Consider the following 24,492-nt stretch of genomic DNA (forward strand, 5'->3'; position numbering starts at 1 on the left):
CCCGCCCGGAGCCGACCAGCCGGGCGCGGGGAAGGTGTGAGCGGTGGCTACTCTGGTGGGGTGAGCGATCAGATCCCCGCCATTCCCGCGACCGACGACCTTCCTGAGCAGATGCGCGTCCGGCGCGAGAAGCTGGACCGGCTTCGGGCGGCCGGCGTCGACCCGTACCCGGTCGGCTTCCCCCGTACTTCCACCATCGCCGACCTGCGTGCCAAGCACCCCGACCTGGAGCCGGACACCGCGACCGGCGAGCGCGCCGGCATCACCGGCCGGGTCATCCTGGCCCGCACCGGCGGCAAGCTCTGCTTCGCCACCCTGCGCGACGGCTCCGGCGACCTCCAGGTGATGCTCTCCCTGGACAAGCTGGGCGAGGAGCGGCTGGCCGCCTGGAAGTCCGACATCGACCTCGGCGACCAGGTGGGCGTCGAGGGCGAGGTGATCACCTCCCGGCGCGGCGAGCTGTCCGTGATGGTGGACCGCTGGGAGCTCACCGCCAAGTGCCTGCGCCCGCTGCCGGACAAGCACAAGGGCCTGACCGACCCGGAGGCCCGGGTCCGTCAGCGGTATGTCGACCTGATCGTGAACCCCGAGGCGCGGGAGATCCTGCAGCTGCGCAGCAAGGTGGTCCGCTCGATCCGCCGCACCTACGAGGAGCGCGGCTACCTCGAGGTCGAGACCCCGATGCTGCAGCCGGTGCACGGCGGCGCCAACGCCCGCCCGTTCACCACCCACATCAACGCCTACGACATCGACCTCTACCTGCGGATCGCCCCCGAGCTGTACCTCAAGCGGCTGGTGGTCGGCGGCGCGGAGAAGGTCTTCGAGATCAACCGCAACTTCCGCAACGAGGGCGCGGACTCGACCCACAACCCCGAGTTCACCTCGCTGGAGTCGTACGAGGCGTACGGCGACTACGACACCCAGGCCGAGCTGATCCGCGCGACCATCGTCAACGCCGCCCGGGACGCCCTCGGCACCACCGTCGTCAGGGGCATCGGCCCGGACGGCGAGGAGCACGAGATCGACCTGGCCGAGCCGTGGGCGGAGGTCTCGGTCTACCCGGGCATCTCCGAGCACCTGGGCACCGAAATCACCCCGGAGACCGGCGTCGAGGAGCTGCGCCGCCTCGCCGACGGGGCCGGCATCCCCTACGAGAAGGAGTGGGGCCACGGCCAGATCGTCCTGGAGATGGTCGAGCGGCTGCTGGAGCACCACGCGATCAAGCCGACCTTCATCAAGGACTACCCGACCGAGGTCTCGCCGCTGACCCGCCAGCACCGCTCCGTCCCGGGCGTCGCGGAGAAGTGGGACCTGGTGATCTTCGGCACCGAGATCGGCACCGCCTACTCCGAGCTGATCGACCCGGTCGAGCAGCGCGCCCGCCTCACCGCCCAGTCGCTGCTGGCGGCCGGCGGTGACGTCGAGGCGATGCAGGTGGACGAGGACTTCCTGCGCGCCCTGGAGTACGCGATGCCGCCGACCGGTGGCCTGGGTCTGGGCGTGGACCGCCTGATCATGCTGCTGACCGGCAAGAACATCCGCGAGACCGTGCTCTTCCCGCTGGTGAAGCCCGAGGCGAAGACCGCCAAGGCCGAAGCGGGGACCGAGAGCGAAACCGAGTCGGACACCGAGGAGTGATCTGAATGGATTACGTCGCAGCTATCGTGCCGCCGCTGGTCATGGCGATCGCCTTCGGCTTCCTGGTGCGGGCCATCATCCGCACCCAGGGCGGCGCCATGAAGGGCAAGGAGGACGCCGCGGCCGAGCTGCTCGCCGGCCGTGCCACCGCCGCCACCACGGCCGCCCCCGCTGCCGAATAGGACCCGACGACCGGCGCGCCGTCACCCCACCGGGTGGCGGCGCGCCGGTTTGCTGGTTAATCGCGAATTTTGTCCGAATCAGTTCCTATCCTGGCCGGACTATGGTGCGGCAACTCGGAGAACTTGAGAACGACATCATGACCAGGGTCTGGCAGTGGAACCGCCCGGTCACCGTTCGCGAGGTTCTGCAGGATCTGCAGTCGGAACGCGATATCGCGTACACCACTGTCATGACGGTGCTCGACAAGCTCTACAGAAAGGGCTGGCTGCGCCGGGAGCAGGTGGGGCGGGCGTATCGATATGAACCCGTCTCCTCACGCGAGGCATACACCGCCGCCCTGATGAACGATGCGTGGGCGACCAGCGACAATCCGGCTGCGGCCCTGGTCCACTTCTTCGGGCTGATGTCGCCCGAGCAACGCGAGGCACTGCGCGACGCACTGCGGGTGGCCGCCCTGTTCCCGGGTCCGGAACCCGAACCGGACCGACTTCCCGATCCGCATCCCGATACCGGTGGGACCCCGGGGCCTTCGGCACGATAACGTCCCGCCATGGAGGTCACCATCCGCCGGGCGCGGACCACTGACGTGCGGGCAGTACGACGGCTCATCGACGCCTACTCGCGCGACGGCATTCTGCTCGACAAGCCCACCGTGACGCTGTTCGAATCCGTGCAGGAGTTCTGGGTCGCCGAACGCGACGACAACGGCGCGGTGGTGGCCTGCGGCGCGCTGCACGTGATGTGGGAAGACCTGGCCGAGGTGCGCACCCTTGCCGTGGATCCGAGCTGTACCGGCCACGGTATCGGCCACCAGTTGCTGGAGAAGCTGCTGCAGACCGCACGCTGGCTGGGCGTACGTCGGATTTTCTGCTTGACGTTCGAGGTGCCGTTCTTCGCGAAACACGGTTTCGTCGAGATCGGTGAGGTTGGCGAAACCGACGATGGTACGACAGACCCGGCGGCCATCGCTACGGATGTCTATGAGGAACTTCTGCGTTCGTACGACGAAGGCGTCGCCGAGTTCCTCGACCTGGAGCGAGTGAAGCCCAACACCCTGGGCAACTCACGCATGCTGCTGCACCTCTGAACGGAGCTTGTGGCGACGGGAGTGGAGCACACGACCGGCAAGGGTTTGTGTTTTCCGGGAAAAGGCGGTTTCCTTTCCTTAGGCAATGGATCGTTTACGCGGAAAGGGAAGCCCGTGGCACAGAGGGTGCAGGTCATTCTTGAAGACGATCTCGAAGGCGGTTCGGCGGACGAGACCGTGACGTTCGCTCTCGACGGCGTTGCCTACGAGATCGACCTGAAGAGCACCAACGCGGACAAGCTCCGCGGTCTGCTGGCTCCGTACGTCGAGAAGGGTCGCAAGCAGAGCGGCCGCCTCACCACCGCCCGTCGCGGCACCGGCCGCGGCGCGGGCCGCCCGGCGGCGGCCGGCGCTCCGGACACCGCGAAGATCCGCGCGTGGGCCAAGGAGAACGGCTACGAGGTCAACGACCGCGGCCGGGTGCCGAGCAACGTCCGAGAGGCGTACGAGGCGGCCAACGCCTCCTGACCGGGCCGTCAGCGGGCCGGCGCCGGACCCTGCGGGTCATTGGCGCTGGCGTCCGCCAGGCAGTCCGGCGGGCACGGCGGATGGGGCTAGCGCGGGCCCGGCCCCGGGCCGTGCTGCCCGCGTCGCGGCCGGACGGCCTGCGGCCGGGTCGACCGCCGTTCGGGGCGCGGGGAGACCTCCGCGCCCCGCTGCCATGACAGCCGCACGCCGGCGGCCGCACGGGCGCCGGCGTGCACGGTGAGGTCCGGATCCGGCTCGACGCCCCGGCCGGGCCGGTGCAGCGGTCCGGGGACGGCCTCGCCGGCCCCCTGGGCGAGTGGGAAGGCCGCCGGGTGGCCCACGGCCACCACGGACCCGCAGGGGCACCGCAGGTGGCCTGGGCGCCGCAGCACGGCCGGCACCACCGGTCGACGCGGCTCGATCCGGTCCGCGGTCGGCAACGCCGTCGCGAGATCCGCGGCCGGGCCGGGGCGCGGGTGCGGACCGGTGCCGGCGGGGGGCGTCCGGGGCGGCACGGCGGTCATGGACCGGGCAACGCTGGACGTACCGGGCGGTCACGCCGCGCCACCTGAACGGCAGCCGCTGATCCACCGTCACTTCGGGCGGATCCCAGCGAGGCGTCCGTCGGCAGACTTCTCGCGAGGCGAACACGGCCGATGCGGAAACTGCGCGAATCTCGCCGGAACACCGGGTATGAATGCAGGTGGACGGGGCCATGTGGTGCCGCCCGTGCGATCTGTCAAGACCGGTTGCTCCGCCCGCGGCAGGCTCTGTTCGCCGATGGCGTAGCGATAACCGGTGCAATGGGCCCACCTGTGGGAACACCGTCTCCCAGCATCGGGTTGGGAATGGTGTCGGCTGGTCGCGCAGCAGTTGCTCCCACACAAGTAGGAGCAGTCCGTGAGCCGCGCCGCTGAGCGGGACTAGCATGCGGAAGGACAGGGCGGGGACAGTCCCCGAACTGCCCGACCGCTCTGAGGAGCGATAAACGATGTTCGAGAGGTTCACCGACCGCGCGCGGCGGGTTGTCGTCCTGGCTCAGGAAGAAGCCCGGATGCTCAACCACAACTACATCGGCACCGAGCACATCCTCCTGGGCCTGATCCACGAGGGTGAGGGTGTCGCCGCTAAGGCCCTGGAGAGCCTCGGGATCTCGCTTGAGGCCGTCCGCCAGCAGGTCGAGGAAATCATCGGCCAGGGCCAGCAGGCCCCGTCCGGTCACATCCCCTTCACCCCCCGGGCGAAGAAGGTGCTGGAGCTGTCGCTCCGCGAGGCCCTCCAGCTCGGCCACAACTACATCGGCACCGAGCACATCCTGCTCGGCCTGATCCGCGAGGGCGAGGGCGTCGCCGCCCAGGTCCTGGTGAAGCTGGGCGCCGATCTCAACCGGGTGCGGCAGCAGGTCATCCAGCTGCTCTCGGGTTACCAGGGCGGTGGCAAGGAGTCGGCCACGGCCGGCGGCCCCGCCGAGGGCACCCCGTCCACCTCGCTGGTCCTGGACCAGTTCGGCCGCAACCTCACCCAGGCCGCCCGCGAGGCCAAGCTCGACCCGGTCATCGGGCGCGAGAAGGAGATCGAGCGGGTCATGCAGGTGCTGTCCCGCCGCACCAAGAACAACCCCGTGCTGATCGGTGAGCCCGGCGTCGGCAAGACCGCCGTGGTCGAGGGCCTGGCCCAGGCGATCGTCAAGGGCGAGGTCCCCGAGACGCTGAAGGACAAGCAGCTCTACACCCTGGACCTCGGCGCCCTGGTCGCGGGCTCCCGCTACCGCGGTGACTTCGAGGAGCGCCTGAAGAAGGTGCTCAAGGAGATCCGCACCCGCGGCGACATCATCCTGTTCATCGACGAGCTGCACACCCTGGTCGGCGCGGGCGCCGCCGAGGGTGCCATCGACGCCGCTTCGATCCTGAAGCCGATGCTGGCCCGTGGCGAGCTGCAGACCATCGGTGCCACCACGCTGGACGAGTACCGCAAGCACCTGGAGAAGGACGCCGCGCTGGAGCGCCGCTTCCAGCCGATCCAGGTCGCCGAGCCCTCGCTGCCGCACACCATCGAGATCCTCAAGGGTCTGCGCGACCGGTACGAGGCGCACCACCGCGTCTCGATCACCGACGCCGCCCTGGTGGCCGCCGCCACCCTGGCCGACCGGTACATCTCGGACCGCTTCCTGCCGGACAAGGCGATCGACCTGATCGACGAGGCCGGTTCCCGGATGCGCATCCGCCGGATGACCGCGCCGCCGGACCTGCGCGAGTTCGACGAGAAGATCGCCGAGGTGCGCCGGGAGAAGGAGAGCGCGATCGACGCGCAGGACTTCGAGAAGGCCGCGTCCCTGCGTGACGACGAGAAGCAGCTGCTGCAGGCCAAGTCGAAGCGTGAGAAGGAGTGGAAGGCCGGCGACATGGACGTCGTCGCCGAGGTGGACGAGGAGCTCATCGCCGAGGTCCTGGCCACCGCCACCGGCATCCCGGTCTTCAAGCTCACCGAGGAGGAGTCCTCCCGCCTGCTGCGCATGGAGGACGAGCTGCACAAGCGCGTCATCGGCCAGGAGGACGCCATCAAGGCGCTCTCCCAGGCGATCCGCCGTACCCGTGCGGGCCTCAAGGACCCGAAGCGCCCGGGCGGTTCGTTCATCTTCGCCGGCCCGTCCGGTGTCGGTAAGACCGAGCTGTCCAAGACGCTGGCCGAGTTCCTGTTCGGCGACGAGGACGCCCTGATCTCCCTCGACATGTCGGAGTTCAGCGAGAAGCACACCGTCTCCCGGCTGTTCGGCTCGCCCCCCGGCTACGTCGGCTACGAAGAGGGCGGCCAGCTCACCGAGAAGGTGCGCCGCAAGCCGTTCTCCGTGGTGCTCTTCGACGAGGTGGAGAAGGCCCACCCGGACATCTTCAACTCGCTGCTGCAGATCCTGGAGGACGGTCGCCTGACCGACTCCCAGGGCCGCGTGGTCGACTTCAAGAACACCGTCATCATCATGACGACCAACCTCGGCACCCGGGACATCTCCAAGGGCTTCAACCTGGGCTTCGCGGCCACGGGTGACACCCAGACCGGGTACGAGCGGATGAAGGCGAAGGTCGGTGAGGAGCTCAAGCAGCACTTCCGTCCCGAGTTCCTCAACCGTGTCGACGACATCGTGGTGTTCCACCAGCTGACCGAGGACAACATCATCGAGATCGTCGACCTGATGATCGACAAGGTGGACGGCCGCCTCAAGGACCGCGACATGGGCCTGGAGCTCAGCGTCGAGGCCAAGAAGCTGCTGGCGAAGCGCGGTTACGACCCGATCCTGGGTGCCCGTCCGCTGCGTCGCACCATCCAGCGCGACATCGAGGACCACCTCTCGGAGAAGATCCTCTTCGGCGAGCTGCGGGCCGGCCACATCGTGGTCGTCGGCGTCGAGGGCGAGGGCAAGGAAGCCAAGTTCACCTTCCGGGGCGAGGAGAAGTCCCCGGTGGCGGACACCCCGGCGGCGGTCGCCTCGACCGGTCCGGACCTGACGAAGTAACAACGCACCAAGGGCCGCGGCCCCCGACCTTCGGGTCGGGGGCCGCGGCCCTTGGTGTTTAAGGTCTGTTGAAGCAGTGTTGCCGAAGTACGTCCGCGGCCTTTACCCACCCTGTGACATACCGCACGGCGATTCCCGCCGTTCGGGGGGTTCCCAGACAAGTTCGGATGCGATGGAGGCCCTCCCGCCCTGGACAGCGGCCAACTTGACCGAGGGTCAGCTGACTGAGGGTCGGCGGAGGATAGCGCCGTGACCATGTCATGGTCAAGGACTATCTTTATTACCCCATCCTTCGGTCAAATGTCCTCCACCTGTCTTTCATTGGCACACCGGCAGGCCAACAGCTGTGCCGGCATGGGGAGGACGTCACAACTTGAAGATATCCACGAGGACCGCCGCGGCCGCCGCTGCCGTGGCGGTCACCGCTGCGCTCGGCGCCGGGCTGCTGCCCGGAACGGCCGCGGCCGCACCGGTCTCCATCACCCGGGACCCGGCCGACGCCGCCCTGTCCCAGGCCGCCAAGGTCGTCCACGACCTGCCGGGCCCGCTCACCGAGAAGGTCAAGGCCGAGCAGAAGGCCGCCACCGAACAGCTGCTGGCCGGCACCGCCAAGATCGAGCAGCACGGCAGCAGCACCAGCATCAAGCTGGGCCGCGACAAGTACGTCGAGCTCGCCCGGCAGCGCACGGACAAGATCTTCACCATCCTGGTCGACTTCGGTGACCAGGTGGACAACACCACCAAAACGCCGGACGGCAAGGTCAAGTACGGCGGCACCCCCGGCCCGCAGCACAACCAGATCGAGCAGCCGGACCGGAAGACCAACAACTCGACCGCCTGGCAGGCCGATTACAACCAGGCCCACTACCAGGACCTCTACTTCGGCAAGGACAAGCCCTCGCTGAAGACCTACTACGAGCGGCAGTCCTCCGGCCGCTACTCGGTCGACGGCGTGGTCTCCGACTGGGTCCGGGTACCGTGGAACGAGGCCCGGTACGGCTCCAACTTCTGCGGCCAGCACATCTGCTCCAACGCCCAGGACCTGATCCGCGACGCCGTCGACATCTGGTACAAGGACCAGAAGGCCAAGGGCCAGACGGACGCCCAGATCAAGGCCACCCTGGCCGAGTACGACAAGTGGGACCGCTACGGTTCCCACCACGACGGGAACTTCAACCAGCCCGACGGGTACATCGACCACTTCCAGATCGTGCACGCCGGTGAGGACGAGTCCGCCGGCGGTGGCAAGCAGGGCACCGACGCGCTCTGGGCCCACCGCTCCTACGTGTACGGCAACCTGACCGGCCAGGCCGGCCCGGACAACAACAAGCTCGGCGGCGTCCAGATCGGCGACAGCGGCATCTGGATCGGCGACTACACCATGCAGCCGGAGAACGGCGGGCTCGGTGTCTTCGCCCACGAGTACGGCCACGACCTCGGCCTGCCGGACCTCTACGACACCTCCGGCTCCGGAGACGACAACTCGGTCGGCTTCTGGTCGCTGATGTCCTCCGGCTCGTGGCTGGGCACCGGCCGCAACGAGATCGGTGACCGTCCGGACGACCTGGACGTCTGGAGCAAGCTCCAGCTCGGCTGGCTGAAGTACGACAAGGCCAAGGCCGGTCAGGACTCGGTCCACCTGCTCGGCCCGGTGGAGTTCAACACCGCCCGCCCGCAGGCCGTGGTCGTCAACCTGCCGAAGAAGACGGTCACCACCGAGATCAACACCCCGTACGCGGGCAACGGCGAGTGGTGGAGCGGCAGCGCCGACAACCTCAACGTCACGCTGGCCCGCGACCTCGACCTCACCGGCAAGACCTCCGCCAGCCTGAGTGCCAAGGGCTGGTACGACCTGGAGCAGGACTTCGACTACGCCTACGCCGAGGTCTCCACCGACGGCGGCGCCAACTGGAAGGCCCTGGACGGGACCTTCGACGGCAAGGCCATCCCGAAGAACAGCGCGGGCGCGGCCGGCCTGACCGGCAACTCCGGCAACAAGTGGGGCGACCTGGTCTTCCCGCTGGACGCCTACGCCGGCAAGGCCGTCAAGATCCGCTTCCGCAACACCACCGACGGCGGCCTGCACCTCAAGGGCCTCGCCCTCGACAACATCGCCGTCGCCGCGGACGGCAAGGCCGTCTTCTCCGATGACGCCGAGAACGGTGACAACGGCTGGACCGCGACGGGCTTCTCCCGCATCTCGGGCAAGTTCTCCAAGGACTACGACCAGTACTACCTGGTCGAGAACCGCCAGTACGTCTCGTACGACGCGACCCTCAAGGTCGGCCCGTACAACTTCGGTTCGGCCGCCCAGCCCAACCGGGTCGAGCACTACGCCAACCAGAACGGCGTGCTGATCTGGCTCTGGGACACCTCGCAGGCGGACAACAACACCAGCGCCCACCCGGGCACCGGCCTGATCCTGCCGGTCGACGCCCACCCGGCCCCGCTGAAGTGGTCCGACGGCAAGTACATGCGCAACCGCGTGCAGGGCTACGACTCCACCTTCGGACTGGAGAACACCGACGGCCTCAAGCTCCACAAGGCCGACGTCCTCACCACCATCCCGTCGTCGAAGGCCGTCCGCACCTTCAACGACCACACCACCAGCTACTGGGACGCCGCGACGCCCACCAGCAGCGTCAAGGTTCCCGACACCCACACCAGCATCTCGGTCATCTACCAGAGCCTCAACAAGCTGGAGACCGTGATCGCCGTCCGCCCGGTCAAGTGACCTGAGCGGTAGGCAGTCCGGGCCCCGGTGGAGCGATCCGCCGGGGCCCTTGCCGCTTCCCGGCAGCCGGTCCGCCATGGCGACTGGCGAGGATCTCCCGCACTTGGCCCGGCGGAACCGAAGCCGCGGTCTCCCGTGGAGCCTGATCCGATCGGACGTCAGCTCGGGCCGTGGAACGGGCGGCATCCGCTCCCCGCGCACCGGAGTCAGGACTGGAGCAGGGCGAGGAAGGCCACCATGGCCTCGGAGATCTCCTCGGGCGTCCAGGTGAGGGCTTCGGCAGCCACCGTCACCTCGGTCACCGAGTGGCCTGCCAGGCCCGGTTCGCCGGGTTCGAGCCAGCCCCAGAAGAGGGCGATGCCCCTCTCCTCGGCGAGGCGGAGGCCGGCCTCGTCCAGGGCCTTGGCAGGGTACGGGAGCCAGAGCTGGAACTGGTGGGTGTGCGGCGGCTCGGGGAAGACCCGTGCGCCCGGCACCCGGGCCAGTGCGGCGGCGACCGTCCTGGCGTGGGCCACGTACTCGTCCAGGCGCGGGAGTTCGCGGTCCAGGCCGGCCAGCGCCGAGAGCACGGCGGGCCACTGCTGGTAGAGCTGGCCGCCGTAGCGGTGCCGCCAGGCGCGGGCCTCGCGGACGAAGTCCCCGGATCCGGCGAGCGCGCCGCCGCTGATGCCGCCGAGGGTCTTGTAGAAGGAGACGTACACCGAGTCCGCCACGGCGGTGATCTCGGGCAGGGTCCGGTCGAAGTGCCGGGTGGACTCCCAGAGCCGGGCGCCGTCGAGGTGGACGGCGGCACCGCGCTCCCGGGCGGCACCGACCAGCTCGACCAGCTCCGTCCAGGTCGGCAGGAGGAATCCGGCTTCCCGGAGCGGGAGTTCGATCATCAGGCTGCCGAAGTGCTCACCCAGGCATCGGAGTTCGCCGGCGGTGGGAAGCCTGGGGGCGGCGGTCGGCCAGACCGCGTCCAGGCCGCTGAGCCGGGCGTACGCACGGCGCTCGTGCACCTCGGGGTGGGCGAGCGGGTGCATGGCCACCGTACGGTTTCCGCTGCGTTCGGCCCAGATCCGCAGGGCGGCCTGCTGGGCCATCGTCCCGGTCGGGAAGAAGACCGCGTCGGGCTTGCCCAGCAGGCCGGCGACCCGGACCTCGAGCGTCCGGGCTATGCCGTCGCCGTAGAAGTCGGGCCGCTGGTCGAGGTCGTACGCCGCGACGCCGTCGGTGGACGGCTCGTGCAGCGCGGACAGTTCGGTCAGCCGGTCGTGGATGCTCGTCGGGCGGACGCCCGAGAGGAGGCGCTCGCTACGGCGGAACGCGGCGAACCGGCGCTCGCGCGGGATGTCGGCGGAGCCGGTGTCAGGTTGGTAACCCATCCGCCGATGATCCCCGATCCCGCGTCGGCGCAACATGCCTCGGACACACATCAGTTGAGGGAATCCCCCGGCGGAAACGGGGGCGTCCCGGAGATCCCCCCGGGTGCGCCGTGCCCCCGGTTCCCGTACCGCGGGAACCGCCGGCCCGGCATCAGCGAGGCGGATAGAGCGAGTACGTCGGGAAGTTGCCGTAGAGCTTCTCGTCGGCGCCCTCGGGGCCGTAGGTGACGGCCCGGACCAGGAGGTCGCCGCCGACGAAGGCGCCCTTCCAGGAGGCGCCGAACCCTCCGAACACCTCCTCACGGTCCCCCCGGCTGCGCGGCCGGTTGATCCCGACCTTGAACGCGAGCAGGTCGGGGGCGAGCCGGTCGGCGAAGGCCAGGTCGTCGGTGGCGAGCGAGGCGACCAGGGAGCCGTTGCCCGCGTTCATCGCGGCGAGCAGCTCGGCCTCGGTGTCGGCCAGGACCACGGAGTCCAGCGGGCCGAAGGGCTCGAAGTGGTGCAGCGCCCAGTTGGCGGGCGGATCGAGCAGGGCGGCGGGCGCCAGGTAGGCGTCGGTGCACTGCCCGTCGAGGAAGACGCCCGCCTCCAGGCTTCCCCGATGGAGCGGGACGGCCCGGCCGGCCACCGCGGCGTCGAACCGGCTGCGGAGCTCGGCCGCCTTGGCGGCATGGATGACCGGCCCGAAGTCCAGCTCGGGCAGCGGGTCCTCCGGGGCGGCGACCGCCAGCGGATGCCCGAACCGCAGGTCGGCGAGCACACCGAGGTAGGCCTCCAGGAAGGCCGGGAAGAGCCGGCGCTGCACGACGTAACGGGGGTAGGCCGTGCAGCGCTGCTTGGCGTACTCGAAGCCCTTGCGCAGGTGCGCCGCGAGCGTCGGCCAGTCGGTGAAGTCCCACACGCCCCAGGTGTTGAGGCCCTCCTGCTCCAGGAAGTGCCGCCGGCCCAGGTCGGCGAGCGCGGTGGCGGCCTTGCGGCCGTTGGCCCGGCCGCCGACGAAGGCCAGCGCGCCCAGCCCCTCGGCCCGGATCAGCGCGTCGGCGATCTGCCCGCCCATCCCGGAGAGCAGGGTGACCGGAAGTCCCGCCCGGTGCATGACCGCGTGGGCGAGCGTGAGGCAGTGGAAGCCGCCCTGCGACGGGGTCTTGGCGACCACCGCGTTCCCGGTCAGCAGCTGGACCAGTTCGGCGTGCACCTGGACGCTCATCGGGTAGTTCCAACTGGCGATGTTGGAGACCGGACCTGGCAGCGGGGTGCGCCCGGCCATCTGGCGGTCGATGTTGTCGAGGTACCAGCGGACACCGTCCAACGCCCGATCGACGTCGGCGCAGGCCAGCCGCCAGGGCTTGCCGATCTCCCAGACCAGCAGCAGGGCCAGCAGGTCGCGCTGCCCGGCGAGGCCCTCGACGGCGGCGGCGACCCTGGCCTTGCGCTCGTCCAGCGGGACCTTCGCCCAGGCCGCGTGCCGGTCGATGGCGAAGGCGACCGCGCGCCGCGCCTCCTCGATGCCGACCCGGGGCGGTCCCGGTATCGGGGTGCCGTCCAGCGGTGTGCTGTGCTCGCCGGGGGTACCGACGGCGCGCCACTCGCCGCGTACCAGGTTGAGTAGCCGGTCGGGCGCGAATGCCTCCGGCGCGGCCCGTACGCAGCGGGCGTAGGTCTCGTTCCAGGACGTGCCGGGTTTGAGCCGCGGTGCCGCCATGGGAGGTCCTCCGGTGAGGAAAGAGGTGCTCGGAACAGGACGGGTGCTGCCGTGGTGCGGACAGGGTGGCACGGCCTGGCGAGCGGGGACAGCGGGCCGGGCGGCGCAGCTGTGCCCCGGCTCACGATTCCGTCCTGGCAGGGCCGGGTAGCCGACCGCCCGCCGGACGCCGTTCGTGGCGATTGTCACAGTGCCCGACTCCGGTACGAGGCCTAGTAGTAGCCGTCGGCCGCCGGGTGGATCACGGCCGCGGCGGAGCCGGCCGGGGTCTTCCCGCCACCGCCGCGGACCAGGCAGTGGCAGGCAAGAAAGGGATAAAAGGGATGATCCACTCGAAAGATCGCCACATCTGGGGATCGAAGATCACGGACCGCCGGGACTACCAGCCGTAGTAGCGGACGGGTTTGGGCACCGGCCCTGGTGGCGGCTTAGATCGGTCTGTCCCAAGCCCGGCATGCCCTCAGCGGCCCTGCGCCGGGCGTTCCCGTCCCCGAGGTGCCACGACCCGATGCCTTCCCGCCACACCGCCCGCCGTCTGCTTGCCGAAGCGATCAGCACCGGGAGTGCCACCGCGACGGTCGGCGCCCGCAAGCTCGCCGACGCGATCGGCACCGGCCGCACCGGCGCCGCGATCGGCGCGGCCCGGCTCGCGAGGGCGGCGGAGTCCGGACGGGCCGGCACCGTGACCGGTGCCCGCAGGCTCTACCGGGCCGCCGATGCCCGTACGCCGGACCGGCTCCGCCCGGCCGTCCGGTGGGTGCAGCAGAACCGGACGACGACCGCCTGGAGCGGCACCCTGGTGGTGGCCTTCGGCGCCCTGCTGCTGCCCAGCTACGCCTCGGCGCACACCGTGCACCCCACCACCCCGGGCGACTCGGCCTTCACCTCGGTCTCCGCGCCGTTCCACCAGCCCGCCCTGGTCCAGGTGGCCCAGCCCACCCCGTACCAACTGCCGCGCTCGGTCGACTCGCAGAGGTCCGTCACGGTGGCCGCCAACCTGGCGCCGGGCACCGCACCGGCGGCCGGGGCCGCCGCCCAGCCCGCGCCCGGCTCGGTCCTCACCCCCGGGTCCGCCTGGTCCGCCCCGGTCCCGGGCGCGCTGATCAGCAACCCGTACGGCAAGCCCAACCGCGCGTACGCCGCCGGCTACCACACCGGCGTGGACTTCGCGGTGAACTCCGGCACCCCGCTGCTCTCGGTCGGCCACGCCACCGTGGTCTCGGCGAAGTGGGACGGCGCGTACGGCAAGGAGGTCGTGCTGCGCCTGCCGGACGGCCACTTCGCCCAGTACGCGCACATGTCCTCGCTGGAGGTCAGCGCCGGGCAGACGGTGTCGGCGGGCCAGGAGATCGGCCGCTCGGGCACCACCGGCAACTCCACCGGGCCGCACCTGCACTTCGAGATCCGCAGCGCCAACCGGTACGCGGCGGTCATCGATCCGATCGCCTACCTCTCGGCCCGCGGGGTCAGCGACTTCTGACGCACGTCCGCACTGCGCCCCTTCCGCCTCCCCGGGCGGAAGGGGCGCAGTTGCGTCAGGCGTCCGCGGGCTCGATCCGGGCGGCGATCTCCAGCGCAACCGTCAGCGCCGCCTCCATCGCCTCGGCCACGGTGGACACCTTGGGCTCGCTGCACTCCAGTCCACCGCCGTTGACGGACTCCTTGAGCAGGAAGAACGCGGAGTTGATGGTGAAGAGCGCCATGGTGGCGCGCAGCCGGTCTGGGAAGCCGGCGTCAGGCCCCTGGACCAGCCGGATCATCGCCAGCATCCGGTCCTTGAACTCCAGCCCGGCCTTGGACTCCCGCAGTGCGGGCTGGTTCTCGTGGAAGAAGCGCAGCAGCGGCGCCCGCGAGGCCATGCCCGCGGCGAAGCGGCGGACGAGCTCGTCCCGCAGCTGCGGCGACCACGCCTCCTCCTGCCCCCAGGCGATCACCTCGTCGATCGGCGCGGCCATGCTCTCCACGATGCCGTGGACGATGTCGTCCTTGGTCTTGAAGTGGTAGTAGAGCGCGGCCTTGGTGACCCCGAGCCGGTCGGCGATCTCACGGAGCGAGGTCTTCTCGTAGCCCTGCTCCGAGAAGAGCTCCAGCGCCACGTCGAGGATCCGCGCCCGGGTGTCGGTGCGGGGGCTCTGCGTCGTACTCATGCCGTGTCGGCCTGCCTTGTGACTGCGGTGGTGGGGCGGACGCGCGCCGGCTGCGGAGCGCGCCTCGGACTGCATTCTCCCTGCCCAGGGCCGCCTCGCCGAAACTGGCTTGACGCCCGGCTAGTAAACAACCTACCGTGCCAATTGATAATTAACTAGCCGGTCGACAAGTAAGTGAGCCGAGGACCCACCGCCAAGGGGTGCGAAGGCCGCGGCCGGCCGATGCGCTTCCGGGAGACGCACCATGTCACAACAGCAGGTCGAGGCTTCGGCGGCCACCCCGTCGACCGCCGAGGGGTCGGCCGAGCCCGCGCCGAGATCACCGCGCGAGATCCGCCTGGTGATGATCGGCCTGGTGGTCGCGATGCTGCTGGCCATGCTCGACAACCTGATCGTCGGCACCGCGATGCCCACCATCGTCGGCGACCTGGGCGGTGCCGAGCACCTGTCCTGGGTGGTCACCGCGTACACCCTGGCCACCGCCGCCTCCACTCCGATCTGGGGCAAGCTCGGCGACCTCTACGGTCGCAAGGGCACCTTCCTCACCTCGATCGTGATCTTCCTGCTCGGCTCGGCGCTCTCCGGCCTGTCGCAGTCCATGACCCAGCTGATCGCCTTCCGCGCCGTGCAGGGCCTGGGCGCCGGCGGTCTGATGGTCGGCGTGATGTCGATCATGGGTGCGCTGGTCCCGCCGCGTGACCGCGGCAAGTACCAGGGCATGTTCGCCGCCGTGATGGCCCTCGCCACCATCGGCGGCCCGCTGGTCGGCGGTTTCATCACCGACCACCTGAGCTGGCACTGGACCTTCTACATCAACCTGCCGCTGGGCATCGTGGCGCTCGCCTTCATCGTGGTCACCCTGAAGCTGCCCAAGGTCCGCTCCAACGCCAAGATCGACTACATCGGCGCGGTCCTGCTCACCGCCGGGATCACCTCGCTGGTCCTGATCACCACCTGGGGCGGCCAGCAGTACGCCTGGGGCTCCAAGCAGATCCTCGGCCTGGCCGCGCTCGCCGTCGCCTCGCTGATCGCCTTCTGCTACGTCGAGCAGCGGGTCGAGGAGCCGATGCTCCCGCTCGGCCTGTTCCGCAACCTGAACTTCGCCATGGTCTCGCTGATCGGCTTCATCGTCGGTTTCGCGATGTTCGGCGCGGTGACCTTCCTGCCGCTCTACCAGCAGACCGTCCAGGGTGCCTCGGCGACCAACTCCGGGCTGCTGCTGATGCCGATGATGTTCGGCATGCTGGTGGTCTCTCTGGTGGTCGGCCAGGTGGTCACCAAGACCGGCAAGTACCGGATCTTCCCGATCATCGGCACCGCCGTGATGGTCGGCGGCTCGCTGCTGCTCTCCACCCTCTCCACCGACACCAGCCGGTTCGCCTCCTCCTGCTACATGGTGGTGCTCGGCGCCGGCATGGGCTTCCTGATGCAGATCACCATGCTGGTCGCGCAGAACAGCGTGGAGCTCAAGGACATGGGCGTGGCCAGCTCCACGGCCACCCTGTTCCGGACCATCGGCGGTTCCTTCGGTGTCGCCCTGTTCGGCGCGCTCTTCAACAGCCGGGTCACCGCGACCATGAAGGATCTCCTCCACGGCAAGGCCGCGGCCATGGGCTCGGGCGGCAAGCTCACCCAAATGAGCCCGGAGGCCCTGCGCCACCAGGACCCCACGGTCCAGGACGCGTACCACCACGCCGTCTCCAACGGCATGCACACCGTCTTCCTGTGGGGCGCGCTGATCAGCGTCGTCGCCGTAGCGGCCTCGCTCTTCCTGCGCGAGGTGCCGCTCCGCGGCGCCGGGAAGCCCTCGGGCGAGCAGTCGCTCGAAGCGGCGGCGGTCTGACACCGCCCGAACGGCCCTGTTGTGCGATTGGCACAACAGGGCCGTTCGGCATTTCTATCCCGCAGTTCTCCGCCTTCTCCGTCCTAAGCTTCGGAACGCCAGATTCGCACCGACACAGGAGTGGGAATGAGCAGCAAGGACAGCCTCCGGCGCCAGTTCGACGAGATCGACACCGATCACGACGGCTACATCGCCGCCGATGAGTTCAAGGCGTACCTACAGAAGAACCCCAAGGTCAGCGACGCCAACGCACGCGCGGCTCTCGACTACGCCGACGAGAACAGCGACGAACAGATCAGCTTCGAGGAATTCTCCAAGTTCGTGCGCTGATCGACCGCAACGGCGGCCCGAGACGGATGAAGGATCCGCCTCGGGCCGCCTCGTCGTCAGCGGGGAAGTCGGTACACGCCCGGGGCGACGGGCTCCACCAGGCCGTCCGCGACCAGCCCGTCCAGCGCCCGCGCCCGCTGCACGGGCTCGTGCCACACCGCGTCCAGCCGCTCCTGCGGCACCTCGCCGTGCGCCTCCCTCAGCACCGCCAGCAGCTTTCCGCGCACCTGCCGGTCCGTGCCCTCGTACGACTGGCCGCGCCGCGCCGGGCCCTCGTACGGCGGGCGTCCGGCCCGCTGCCAAGCGCAGTGGCGCAGCAGCGGACAGGCCCCGCACTCCGGGCTGCGAGCGGTGCAGACCAGCGCGCCGAGCTCCATCGCGCCGACCGCCCAGGCGGCCGCGGTCTCGGCGGTGGCGGGCAGGTACTCGGTGGCGGTGCGGCGTTCGGCGGCGGTGGTCGCCTGGGCCGGGTACTCCACGCCGGTCACGGCACGGGCGAAGACCCGGCGAACGTTGGTGTCCAGCACCACGTGCCGCTGCCGAAAGGCGAACGACGCGACGGCGGCGGCCGTGTACTCCCCGACGCCGGGCAGCGCGAGCAGTGCCGGATGGTCGTCCGGCACCTCACCGCCGTGCTGCTCGGTGATCGCCACGGCGGCGGCGTGCAGCCGCAGGGCTCGACGCGGGTAGCCGAGCCGGCCCCACATTCGGACGGCTTCGCCCGGGGCGTCGGCCGCCAGGTCCGCCGGGGCGGGCCAGCGCTCCAGCCAGGCGGCGTACGCGGGCAGGACCCGCTTGACCGGAGTCTGCTGGAGCATGAACTCGCTCACCATGACCGCCCACGGCGAGGCGTCGGCCGCCCGCCAGGGGAGGTCGCGGGCGTTGGCCCCGTACCAGTCGAGCACGGTCGAATGGAGCAGCGCGGCGGGAGTGGAGGTGATGGCAACCATGGCCCTTCGATCCTCCCACGCCTGCCACCGTCGCCGGTCGCCGGGCGGAAGCGGCGCATCCCCGGGCGCGGGGAACGCTGCAAGCACGGGGAACGCCGTGCGGCGGAGAGTGCCGTAGTCGCACGCCTCCGGTCGGTGGACCGCACCGCACCCCCGGGCTACCCGGATGCGACCGGCCCGGTCCGCGAGCTCGGCCGGCCGCAGCCGCCACCCGACGCGCTCCGCTTCCCGCGCCCATGCGGAGCAACGGAGCAGTCGCCTGCCCGGAGCAGTCGGCGTCCCCCGGTCGGCTACGGGACGGATCGTCGGTGGGCGACACGGCCTACACCTCTTCCCTCATCCGGGCCAAATGACGGATGATGTGAATGAAGCGACGCAGGGTCAGTGTTGGTGCGTCAATGGGTACACCCAGTCTCGTAGAGTTTGCGCGTGCCCTCTCTTCGTCAACCCGTCGGACCGCTGCCCGCGTCGATCTACTGGCGGCGGCGCATCGTCGTGTCCGCTGTCCTGCTCGCCGTGATCGCGCTCGTCGTCTGGTTGACGACCGCTCAGGACGACGGCGGAAAACCCACCGGCAAGACCGCCCAGCCCGTGCCGGCCCAGTCGATCACCCCCGGCGCCTCGCCGACCGGCCCCGCGATCACCACCCGCCCCGGCGGCAGTGGCGGTTCGGGCGGTGGCGGTGTCTCGGGCGGCGGCGGTGGCGAGGTCAGCCTCACCGGCGGTGCCAGCGGCGGCAGTTCGGCCGGCTCGTCGGGTGGCGCGTCCGGGGGTTCCGGCGGCGCATCGGGCGGCACCTCGGGGGGCTCGGCCGGCGGCGGGTCGAACGGAGCCGTCGCGCCGCCTCCGGTGAACACGGCCGAGGTGATGGCCCTCCCGGTCTGCAGCGCCTCACAGGTCACCCTGGAGCTGGCCGGCACCCAGAACTCCTTCGAGAGCAAGGACAAGCCGCGCCTCGCGCTGACCGTCCGCAACACCTCCGGCTCCAACTGCCGGGTGGACCTGGGCCGGACGGCGTCCGCGATCGCGGTGACCTCGGCGGCCAACGAGCGAATCTGGTCCTCCGCCGACTGCCCGACCGACAAGCAGGCCACCTGGGTTGAGATCAGCGCGGGCAACGGCCTGACCGAGACATTCACTTGGGACCGCAGCCGCAGCAAGCCGCAGTGCGCCACCCCGGACGGCTCGACCGCCCAGCCGGGCAACTACCTGGTGCAGGCGACCCTGACCGGCCCGACCGGCGGTCCGATCACCGCCCGGACCTCGATCCGCCTCGACGGCTGAGCCCGGCTCGGCCGCCGTCCCGGATCCCCGCCGACAGCAAGCCGCCCGCCGTACGGGATCCCGTGCGGCGGGCGGCTTGCTGTCACACGTCCGCCCCGCTCGCATCGTCCGCGCAGGGCAGTTGGGCCAGGAGAGGACCGCGGCGGCGCGGCATCGTCCGCGCGCGCAGGGCAGTTGGCGTCAGACGTACCGCTCCAGGATGGACGACTCCGCGAGACGCGACAGCCCCTCGCGCACCGAGCGGGCCCGGGTCTCACCGACGCCCTCGACGGTCTGCAGGTCATCGATGCTGGCGGCGAGCAGCTTCTGCAGCCCGCCGAAGTGCTCGACCAGCCGCTCGATCACGGTGTTGGGCAGGCGCGGCACCTTGGCCAGCAGCCGGTAGCCGCGCGGCGAGACCGCCGAGTCCAGCGACTCGGGCGAGCCCGAGTAGCCCAGCGCCTTGGCGACCGTCTGCAGGTCCAGCAGCTCGGCGTGGGTGAGGGCCTCCAGGTCGTCCAGCACCTCGGGCACGGTACGGCCCTTCTTGGCGGCCCGCTCGGGGAAGTAGTCCCGGGCGACCAGCTCACGCTCGGGCTCGACGCCCGCGATCAGCTCGTCCAGCTGGAGCGAGAGCAGCCGGCCGTCCGTACCGAGCTCCAGGACGTAGCCGGCGATCTCGGCGGCGATCAGCCGGACCATCTCCAGCCGCTGGACCACCGCGGCGACGTCCCGGACGGTGACCAGGTCCTCGATCTCCAGCGCGGAGAGGGTGCCCGCGACCTCGTCCAGGCGCAGCTTGTAGCGCTCCAGGGTGGCCAGCGCCTGGTTGGCCCGGGAGAGCACGGTGGTGGAGTCCTCCAGCACCCGGCGGGTGCCGTTGACGTACATCGCGATCAGGCGCATCGAGTGCGAGACGGCGACCACCGGGAACCCGGTCTGACGGTTGACCCGCTCGGCGGTGCGGTGGCGGGTGCCGGTCTCGTCGGTGGGGAGGGTGGAGTCCGGCATCAGGTGCACACCGGCTCGGACGATCTTGGTGATGTCCTTGTCGAGCACCACCGCGCCGTCCAGCTTGCACAGCTCGCGCAGCCTGGTCGCGGAGAACTCGACGTCCAGCACGAAGCCGCCGGTGCAGAGCGACTCGACGGTGCGGTCGAAGCCCAGCACCACCAGGCCGCCGGTGTTGGCGCGAAGCACCCGCTCCAGGCCGTCCCGCAGCGGGGTGCCGGGGGCGATGGCCTGAAGGGAGGCCCGCAGCAGGGCGTCTTCGCGGGAGGACCTGTCCACCCGGTCGCTGGCTGCCACGTGACTCCTCCGGTCGCCCCGGACCGTGTGGCGTGGCGCCCGACGGTCTGTCGCTGCTCAATTACTGCACTTGATGCCAATTGGACAGCTCAGAGTCTAACTGTGCACGGCAATATCGGGGCCGGGGTCAGGCCAGTTCGTCGGAGTCCACCGGCTCCCACCCGGCCATCAGCTCGTCCGGGTAGGCGGCCACGGCCGGCGCGGGGACCGGGCGGGAGACCGAACGCCCTTGCGGTGCAGGCTTGTTGTCGCCCTCCGCCTTCGACCTGGCGGGCCGGCGGCGACCGGGGATGGCCCGCAGCGCCTCGCCGATGTCGGAGACCTCGACCACCTTCATACCCGGCGGCACCTTGCCCGGGTCCGGCGGGACCAACGCGTGGGTGAAGCCCAGCCGGTGCGCCTCGGCGAGCCGCCGCTGCACGCCCGTGACCCGGCGGACCTCGCCGGCCAGGCCGACCTCCCCGATCGCCACCAGGTTGCTCGGCAGCGGGGTGTCGGAGGAGGAGCTGGCCACCGCGAGCGCGATCGCCAGGTCTGCGGAGGGCTCGGTGAGCTTCACACCGCCGACCGTCGCCGTGTAGATGTCCTGCTTGCCTAGCTTCACGCCACCGTGCCGCTCGACCACGGCCAGGATCATCGCGATCCGGGGGGACTCCAGACCGGAGGTCGTCCGGCGCGGGGAGGGGATCTGCGAGTCCACCATCAGCGCCTGCACCTCGGCGACCAACGGGCGGCGGCCCTCCAGGGTGACGGTCAGGCAGGTACCGGGAACGGGCTTGTCGCGGCGCGTCAGGAACAGGCCCGAAGGGTCGACCAAGCCCTCGATGCCCTCGTCGTGCAGCTCGAAGCAGCCGACCTCGTCGGTGGCGCCGTAGCGGTTCTTGACCCCTCGGATGATGCGCAGCCGGGCGTGCCTGTCCCCCTCGAAGCTCAGCACCACGTCCACCAGGTGCTCCAGCAGCCGGGGGCCGGCGATCTGGCCGTCCTTGGTCACATGGCCGACCAGCAGGGAGGCCATGCCGCGCTCCTTGGAGGCGCGGATCAGCGCGTTCGCCACCTCGCGGACCTGGGCGGGGCCGCCGGGGGCGCCGTCCAGCTCGGCGGAGGCGATGGTCTGCACCGAGTCCAGGATCAGCAGGCCCGGGTTGACCGCCTCGATGTGGCCGAGGACCGCGCCGAGGTCGGACTCGGCGGCCAGGTAGAGGTGGTCGGAGAGCGCCTTGATCCGGTCGGCGCGCAGCCTGACCTGGCCGGCCGACTCCTCACCGGTCACGTACAGGGTGCGGTGCCGGTCGCTGGCGGCCTTCGCCGCGACATCCAGCAGCAGGGTGGACTTGCCGACACCGGGCTCACCCGCGAGCAGCACCACCGCGCCGGGGACGATCCCGCCGCCGAGCACCCGGTCCAGCTCGGGCACACCGGTGGTACGGGCGGTCGCCACCTGGCCGTCCACCTGCGCGATCGGCTTGGCGGGCGAGCTGACCGGCCCGGCGGCCGTGGTGCGGATAGGCACCGCGCCGTACTCCTCGACGGTGCCCCAGGCATTGCACTCGGGGCAGCGGCCGACCCACTTGGGCAGCTGGTTGCCGCACTCGGTGCAGCGGTACGCCGGGCGCGGCTTGGCGGTGGTCTTGGTGCGGGCAGCCATGCCGCCAACCGTATCGGCTGGGTACGACAACCGGGGCCGCCGGCCGCCGGAGGTGCGGACCGGCCGCCCCGACGGGGCCGTCCCCGCCCGGGCGGTCGTACACGCGACCCGCCCCGACGGGCGCGCAGACATCCGCCCGGCCGGGTGATGTGAAGGGGCCCGGTCCGGTCCACGACCGCGGGATCAGGCCGTCAGCCCGGAGAGGGCGGCACCGACGTTGTCCGCCCCCAGCACCACCGGCAGCACGGTGGCGATCGCCGCGTTGTGGGTGGACATCCAGGCCTTCCACTCGCCCAGCTCCCGGTCGGCCCCCTCCCCGCCGGCCAGCCGGACGGCGAGCGGCACCAGGACGCACAGCGACGCCAGCAGCACCATCAGCGCCAGGGCCAGTGCCCTGTTCCCCGCGTCGCCGCCGCTGGTCGCGATGGCGACGGCGCCGCCGACCGCCACCAGCGGATTCTTCGGATCGGAGGCGACCAGGGAGACGGCCAAGGCTGCCGACCGGCCGGGGGTGAGGCGGTCGACGGAGGACATCCAGCGCGGCGGACGGTGCACATGGCCCTCCCGCGGGCGCTCCCGCCACCGCCCGGCGCCGAGGAGCAGGAGCAGCAGCCCCACGGCCAGCCGCACCCACCACGGCCAGGAGGCTCCCGCCCCGTGGCCGGCCGCTCCCCCTCGCGGGCCCGTCCACGAGACCCCCACGAGGACCACGACCGCCGTGGTCACCGCCGCCAGGGTCGCCGCCCATCCGAGCGCGAACACGGCACCCTTCACCCGCCCGCGCGCAGTGGCCAGCAGTAGGACCGTCGCCACCAGCGGCACCGGGCCGATCGCGATGCCGGCCGCCGAGGCCAGCATCGGTCCGATCGCGTCGCCCACAGCAGTCCTCCTCTCCCGGGCGGCCGGTTTCTCCCCGGCGGCCGGCAGGCCGCCACGGCGGCGGACGCGCCTGCGGCCCCGGCTCAGCGCGGTTCGAGCGGCGGCAGCCGGTACGAGCCGTCCAGCACCGCGGCCCTGGGCTGGTACATCCGCAGGATCGGCCGGAACTCGCCGGCCGGGGTCGGCAGCCAGTTCGCCGTCTCGGCCGGTTCGGCGGGCCGCTCGTGCTGCAGGACCAGGGTGAGCGAACCGTCCTCCCCGTACGCCAGTCCCTGGGTGCGGTCGCCGATCGAGTAGCGGCCGATCGGGTTCTCGGTCAGGCGGCGGTCGGGCAGCTCGTAGACGGTGAGCGACCAGAAGGCGTCGACCGGCGGCGGGTCGTCCAGGCGCAGGGTGTACGAGTGCGCGCCGGTGAGCGGCTTTCCCGCGGCGTCGTCATGGGTGGTGGCGTAGGTGGCCTCGTACGCGTGGTTGCCCCAGAGGCCGGTGTGCGCGGCGGCCGCCCGGATGAGATAGGCGGCCCGGCGGTCGGCGGCGCGCCACTCGCGGGACGCGACCGTACCGGGGCCGAAGTGGTCGAGGTTGTAGTCGTACAGGTGGAGGCTGACGGCCCACTCCCCGGCGGGGCGGTCCTCGGTCGGCCGGGTCACCGCCTCGACCCGCTGCCGTCCGGCCGCCAGGCCCCTGACGAGGGCCTGGGCGAAGGCGGGGTCGGCGGCCGAGAACGGGGAGGGGCCGGCGTCCAGCAGGCCGAGCGGTGCGAAGCGCTGCTGGTAGGCCAGGTCCGGCTCGGCGGGCGGGAAGGCGGCCATCCACTGCCGGAGCCGCTCCAGGAAGCCCAGTTCCCCGGGCACCGCCGGATCGGGCGCAGGGATCCCGGCGTACACCCCGCCGGGCTCCAGCGGGGTGAGGGCGAGGTGCCGCTGGAGGTCGAGGACCCGGGGGAGGTCGGCCGGGCCGCCGCAGGCGTAGCGGCCGACGATGGTGGCGACGACGGTCGGCGAGACGATCACCTGGACGTCCTCGGACGGTGTGCCGTGCCAGTGCGGTGGGGTGATCAGCCAGGTCTGCTCGGCGGTGCCGGTGGAACGGCGGCCCAGGTAGGCGAAGTTGTTGGTCCAGGCGTCCACGAACTGGAGCACGTAGTAGCTGCCCCGGCTGTCCGGGACGTGCAGCAGGATCGGCCCGCCGGAGAGGTCGAGCTGGGCGAAGGAGTACAGGGTGTCGCTGTTGACCGAGGGGAACTCCGTCCGGGGCGTGGCCGGTTCCCTGGCGTGCGCGAAGTGGTTGAAGGGAGTGGGCGGCAGGCCACCGCCCATGCCGCGGGCCACGAAGGCGCCGACCGTGGTGAGGTCGCGGACGATCGGGCTGCCGTAGACGTAGGCATCGGCCGCCAGCGCCTCCAGGGCGGCGTCGGACGCGGCATCGGACATGCGG

At 70.9% G+C, this 24,492-nt stretch carries 19 protein-coding genes and 1 pseudogene; 11 read left to right on the forward strand and 9 right to left on the reverse strand.

Features of this window, described 5'->3' with window-relative positions:
* Positions 1-72: 72 nt before the first annotated feature.
* From lysX to ABD369_RS05010, 5 genes and pseudogenes are all read left to right on the forward strand, one after another.
* Positions 73-1,638 (forward strand): annotated as a pseudogene (gene lysX, locus ABD369_RS04990) (bifunctional lysylphosphatidylglycerol synthetase/lysine--tRNA ligase LysX); the annotation flags it as partial.
* 5 nt (positions 1,639-1,643) lie between these two features.
* A complete protein-coding gene (locus ABD369_RS04995; protein WP_344634955.1) occupies positions 1,644-1,820 on the forward strand; it encodes a hypothetical protein in 177 nt (58 codons plus the stop codon).
* A 101-nt stretch (positions 1,821-1,921) separates the two neighbouring features.
* A complete protein-coding gene (locus ABD369_RS05000) occupies positions 1,922-2,362 on the forward strand; it encodes a BlaI/MecI/CopY family transcriptional regulator (protein WP_344634956.1) in 441 nt (146 codons plus the stop codon).
* Positions 2,363-2,371: 9 nt separating this feature from the next.
* The gene (locus tag ABD369_RS05005) at positions 2,372-2,908 is read left to right on the forward strand and encodes an amino-acid N-acetyltransferase (RefSeq protein WP_344634957.1); all 537 of its coding nucleotides are present in this window, start codon (positions 2,372-2,374) and stop codon (positions 2,906-2,908) included.
* 114 nt (positions 2,909-3,022) lie between these two features.
* Complete coding sequence (locus ABD369_RS05010; protein ID WP_344634958.1) at positions 3,023-3,376, forward strand: histone-like nucleoid-structuring protein Lsr2; 354 nt, start codon at positions 3,023-3,025, stop codon at positions 3,374-3,376.
* Positions 3,377-3,462: 86 nt separating this feature from the next.
* On the opposite strand, the gene ABD369_RS05015 is transcribed toward ABD369_RS05010, so the two are convergent.
* On the reverse strand, positions 3,463-3,900 hold the full coding sequence (locus ABD369_RS05015) for a hypothetical protein (RefSeq protein ID WP_344634959.1): 438 nt from the start codon (positions 3,898-3,900) through the stop codon (positions 3,463-3,465).
* Between the two features lie 467 nt (positions 3,901-4,367).
* On the opposite strand from ABD369_RS05015, the gene ABD369_RS05020 reads away from it, so the two are divergent.
* Together ABD369_RS05020 and ABD369_RS05025 are read left to right on the forward strand one after the other, a co-directional pair.
* Positions 4,368-6,884, forward strand: a complete 2,517-nt coding sequence (locus ABD369_RS05020) for an ATP-dependent Clp protease ATP-binding subunit (protein WP_344634960.1) — start codon at positions 4,368-4,370, stop codon at positions 6,882-6,884.
* 373 nt (positions 6,885-7,257) lie between these two features.
* Entirely contained in the window at positions 7,258-9,618 is a 2,361-nt protein-coding gene (locus ABD369_RS05025) for an immune inhibitor A domain-containing protein (protein ID WP_425557534.1), read from the forward strand.
* A gap of 206 nt (positions 9,619-9,824) precedes the next feature.
* Here ABD369_RS05025 and ABD369_RS05030 read toward each other — a convergent pair whose 3' ends face one another.
* Positions 9,825-10,985, reverse strand: coding sequence for a threonine aldolase family protein (locus tag ABD369_RS05030; RefSeq protein WP_344634961.1), 1,161 nt, complete (start codon positions 10,983-10,985; stop codon positions 9,825-9,827).
* 151 nt (positions 10,986-11,136) lie between these two features.
* Positions 11,137-12,687, reverse strand: a complete 1,551-nt coding sequence (locus ABD369_RS05035; RefSeq protein ID WP_344634962.1) for an aldehyde dehydrogenase family protein — start codon at positions 12,685-12,687, stop codon at positions 11,137-11,139.
* A gap of 508 nt (positions 12,688-13,195) precedes the next feature.
* Between ABD369_RS05035 and ABD369_RS05040 the strand changes: the two genes are divergently transcribed.
* Complete coding sequence (locus ABD369_RS05040; RefSeq protein WP_344634963.1) at positions 13,196-14,167, forward strand: M23 family metallopeptidase; 972 nt, start codon at positions 13,196-13,198, stop codon at positions 14,165-14,167.
* Positions 14,168-14,222: 55 nt separating this feature from the next.
* On the opposite strand, the gene ABD369_RS05045 is transcribed toward ABD369_RS05040, so the two are convergent.
* A complete protein-coding gene (locus tag ABD369_RS05045) occupies positions 14,223-14,834 on the reverse strand; it encodes a TetR/AcrR family transcriptional regulator (RefSeq protein ID WP_344634964.1) in 612 nt (203 codons plus the stop codon).
* A gap of 244 nt (positions 14,835-15,078) precedes the next feature.
* On the opposite strand from ABD369_RS05045, the gene ABD369_RS05050 reads away from it, so the two are divergent.
* Positions 15,079-16,677 (forward strand): MDR family MFS transporter, encoded by a 1,599-nt coding sequence (locus ABD369_RS05050; RefSeq protein ID WP_344634965.1) that lies wholly within the window; start codon positions 15,079-15,081, stop codon positions 16,675-16,677.
* Between the two features lie 126 nt (positions 16,678-16,803).
* The gene (locus tag ABD369_RS05055; RefSeq protein WP_344634966.1) at positions 16,804-17,007 is read left to right on the forward strand and encodes an EF-hand domain-containing protein; all 204 of its coding nucleotides are present in this window, start codon (positions 16,804-16,806) and stop codon (positions 17,005-17,007) included.
* Positions 17,008-17,063: 56 nt separating this feature from the next.
* On the opposite strand, the gene ABD369_RS05060 is transcribed toward ABD369_RS05055, so the two are convergent.
* Positions 17,064-17,957 (reverse strand): HhH-GPD family protein, encoded by an 894-nt coding sequence (locus ABD369_RS05060; protein ID WP_344634967.1) that lies wholly within the window; start codon positions 17,955-17,957, stop codon positions 17,064-17,066.
* Positions 17,958-18,386: 429 nt separating this feature from the next.
* Here ABD369_RS05060 and ABD369_RS05065 point away from each other — a divergent pair, with 429 nt between their 5' ends.
* The gene (locus ABD369_RS05065) at positions 18,387-19,241 is read left to right on the forward strand and encodes a hypothetical protein (protein ID WP_344634968.1); all 855 of its coding nucleotides are present in this window, start codon (positions 18,387-18,389) and stop codon (positions 19,239-19,241) included.
* 180 nt (positions 19,242-19,421) lie between these two features.
* On the opposite strand, the gene disA is transcribed toward ABD369_RS05065, so the two are convergent.
* The 4 genes from disA to ABD369_RS05085 all read right to left on the reverse strand — a co-directional run bounded on the left by disA (position 19,422) and on the right by ABD369_RS05085 (position 24,488).
* Positions 19,422-20,528 carry a DNA integrity scanning diadenylate cyclase DisA gene (gene disA / locus ABD369_RS05070; protein WP_344634969.1) on the reverse strand — a complete coding sequence of 369 codons (1,107 nt, stop codon included), beginning with the start codon at positions 20,526-20,528 and terminating at the stop codon, positions 19,422-19,424.
* Between the two features lie 127 nt (positions 20,529-20,655).
* A complete protein-coding gene (gene radA, locus ABD369_RS05075) occupies positions 20,656-22,176 on the reverse strand; it encodes a DNA repair protein RadA (protein ID WP_344634970.1) in 1,521 nt (506 codons plus the stop codon).
* A gap of 183 nt (positions 22,177-22,359) precedes the next feature.
* Positions 22,360-23,055, reverse strand: a complete 696-nt coding sequence (locus tag ABD369_RS05080) for a GAP family protein (protein ID WP_344634971.1) — start codon at positions 23,053-23,055, stop codon at positions 22,360-22,362.
* Between the two features lie 83 nt (positions 23,056-23,138).
* Positions 23,139-24,488 (reverse strand): DUF1254 domain-containing protein, encoded by a 1,350-nt coding sequence (locus tag ABD369_RS05085; RefSeq protein ID WP_344634972.1) that lies wholly within the window; start codon positions 24,486-24,488, stop codon positions 23,139-23,141.
* Between the last annotated feature and the right edge of the window lie 4 nt (positions 24,489-24,492).

The organism is Kitasatospora cystarginea (genome assembly GCF_039533515.1).
GTDB classification, from domain to species: Bacteria; Actinomycetota; Actinomycetes; order Streptomycetales; family Streptomycetaceae; genus Kitasatospora; species Kitasatospora cystarginea.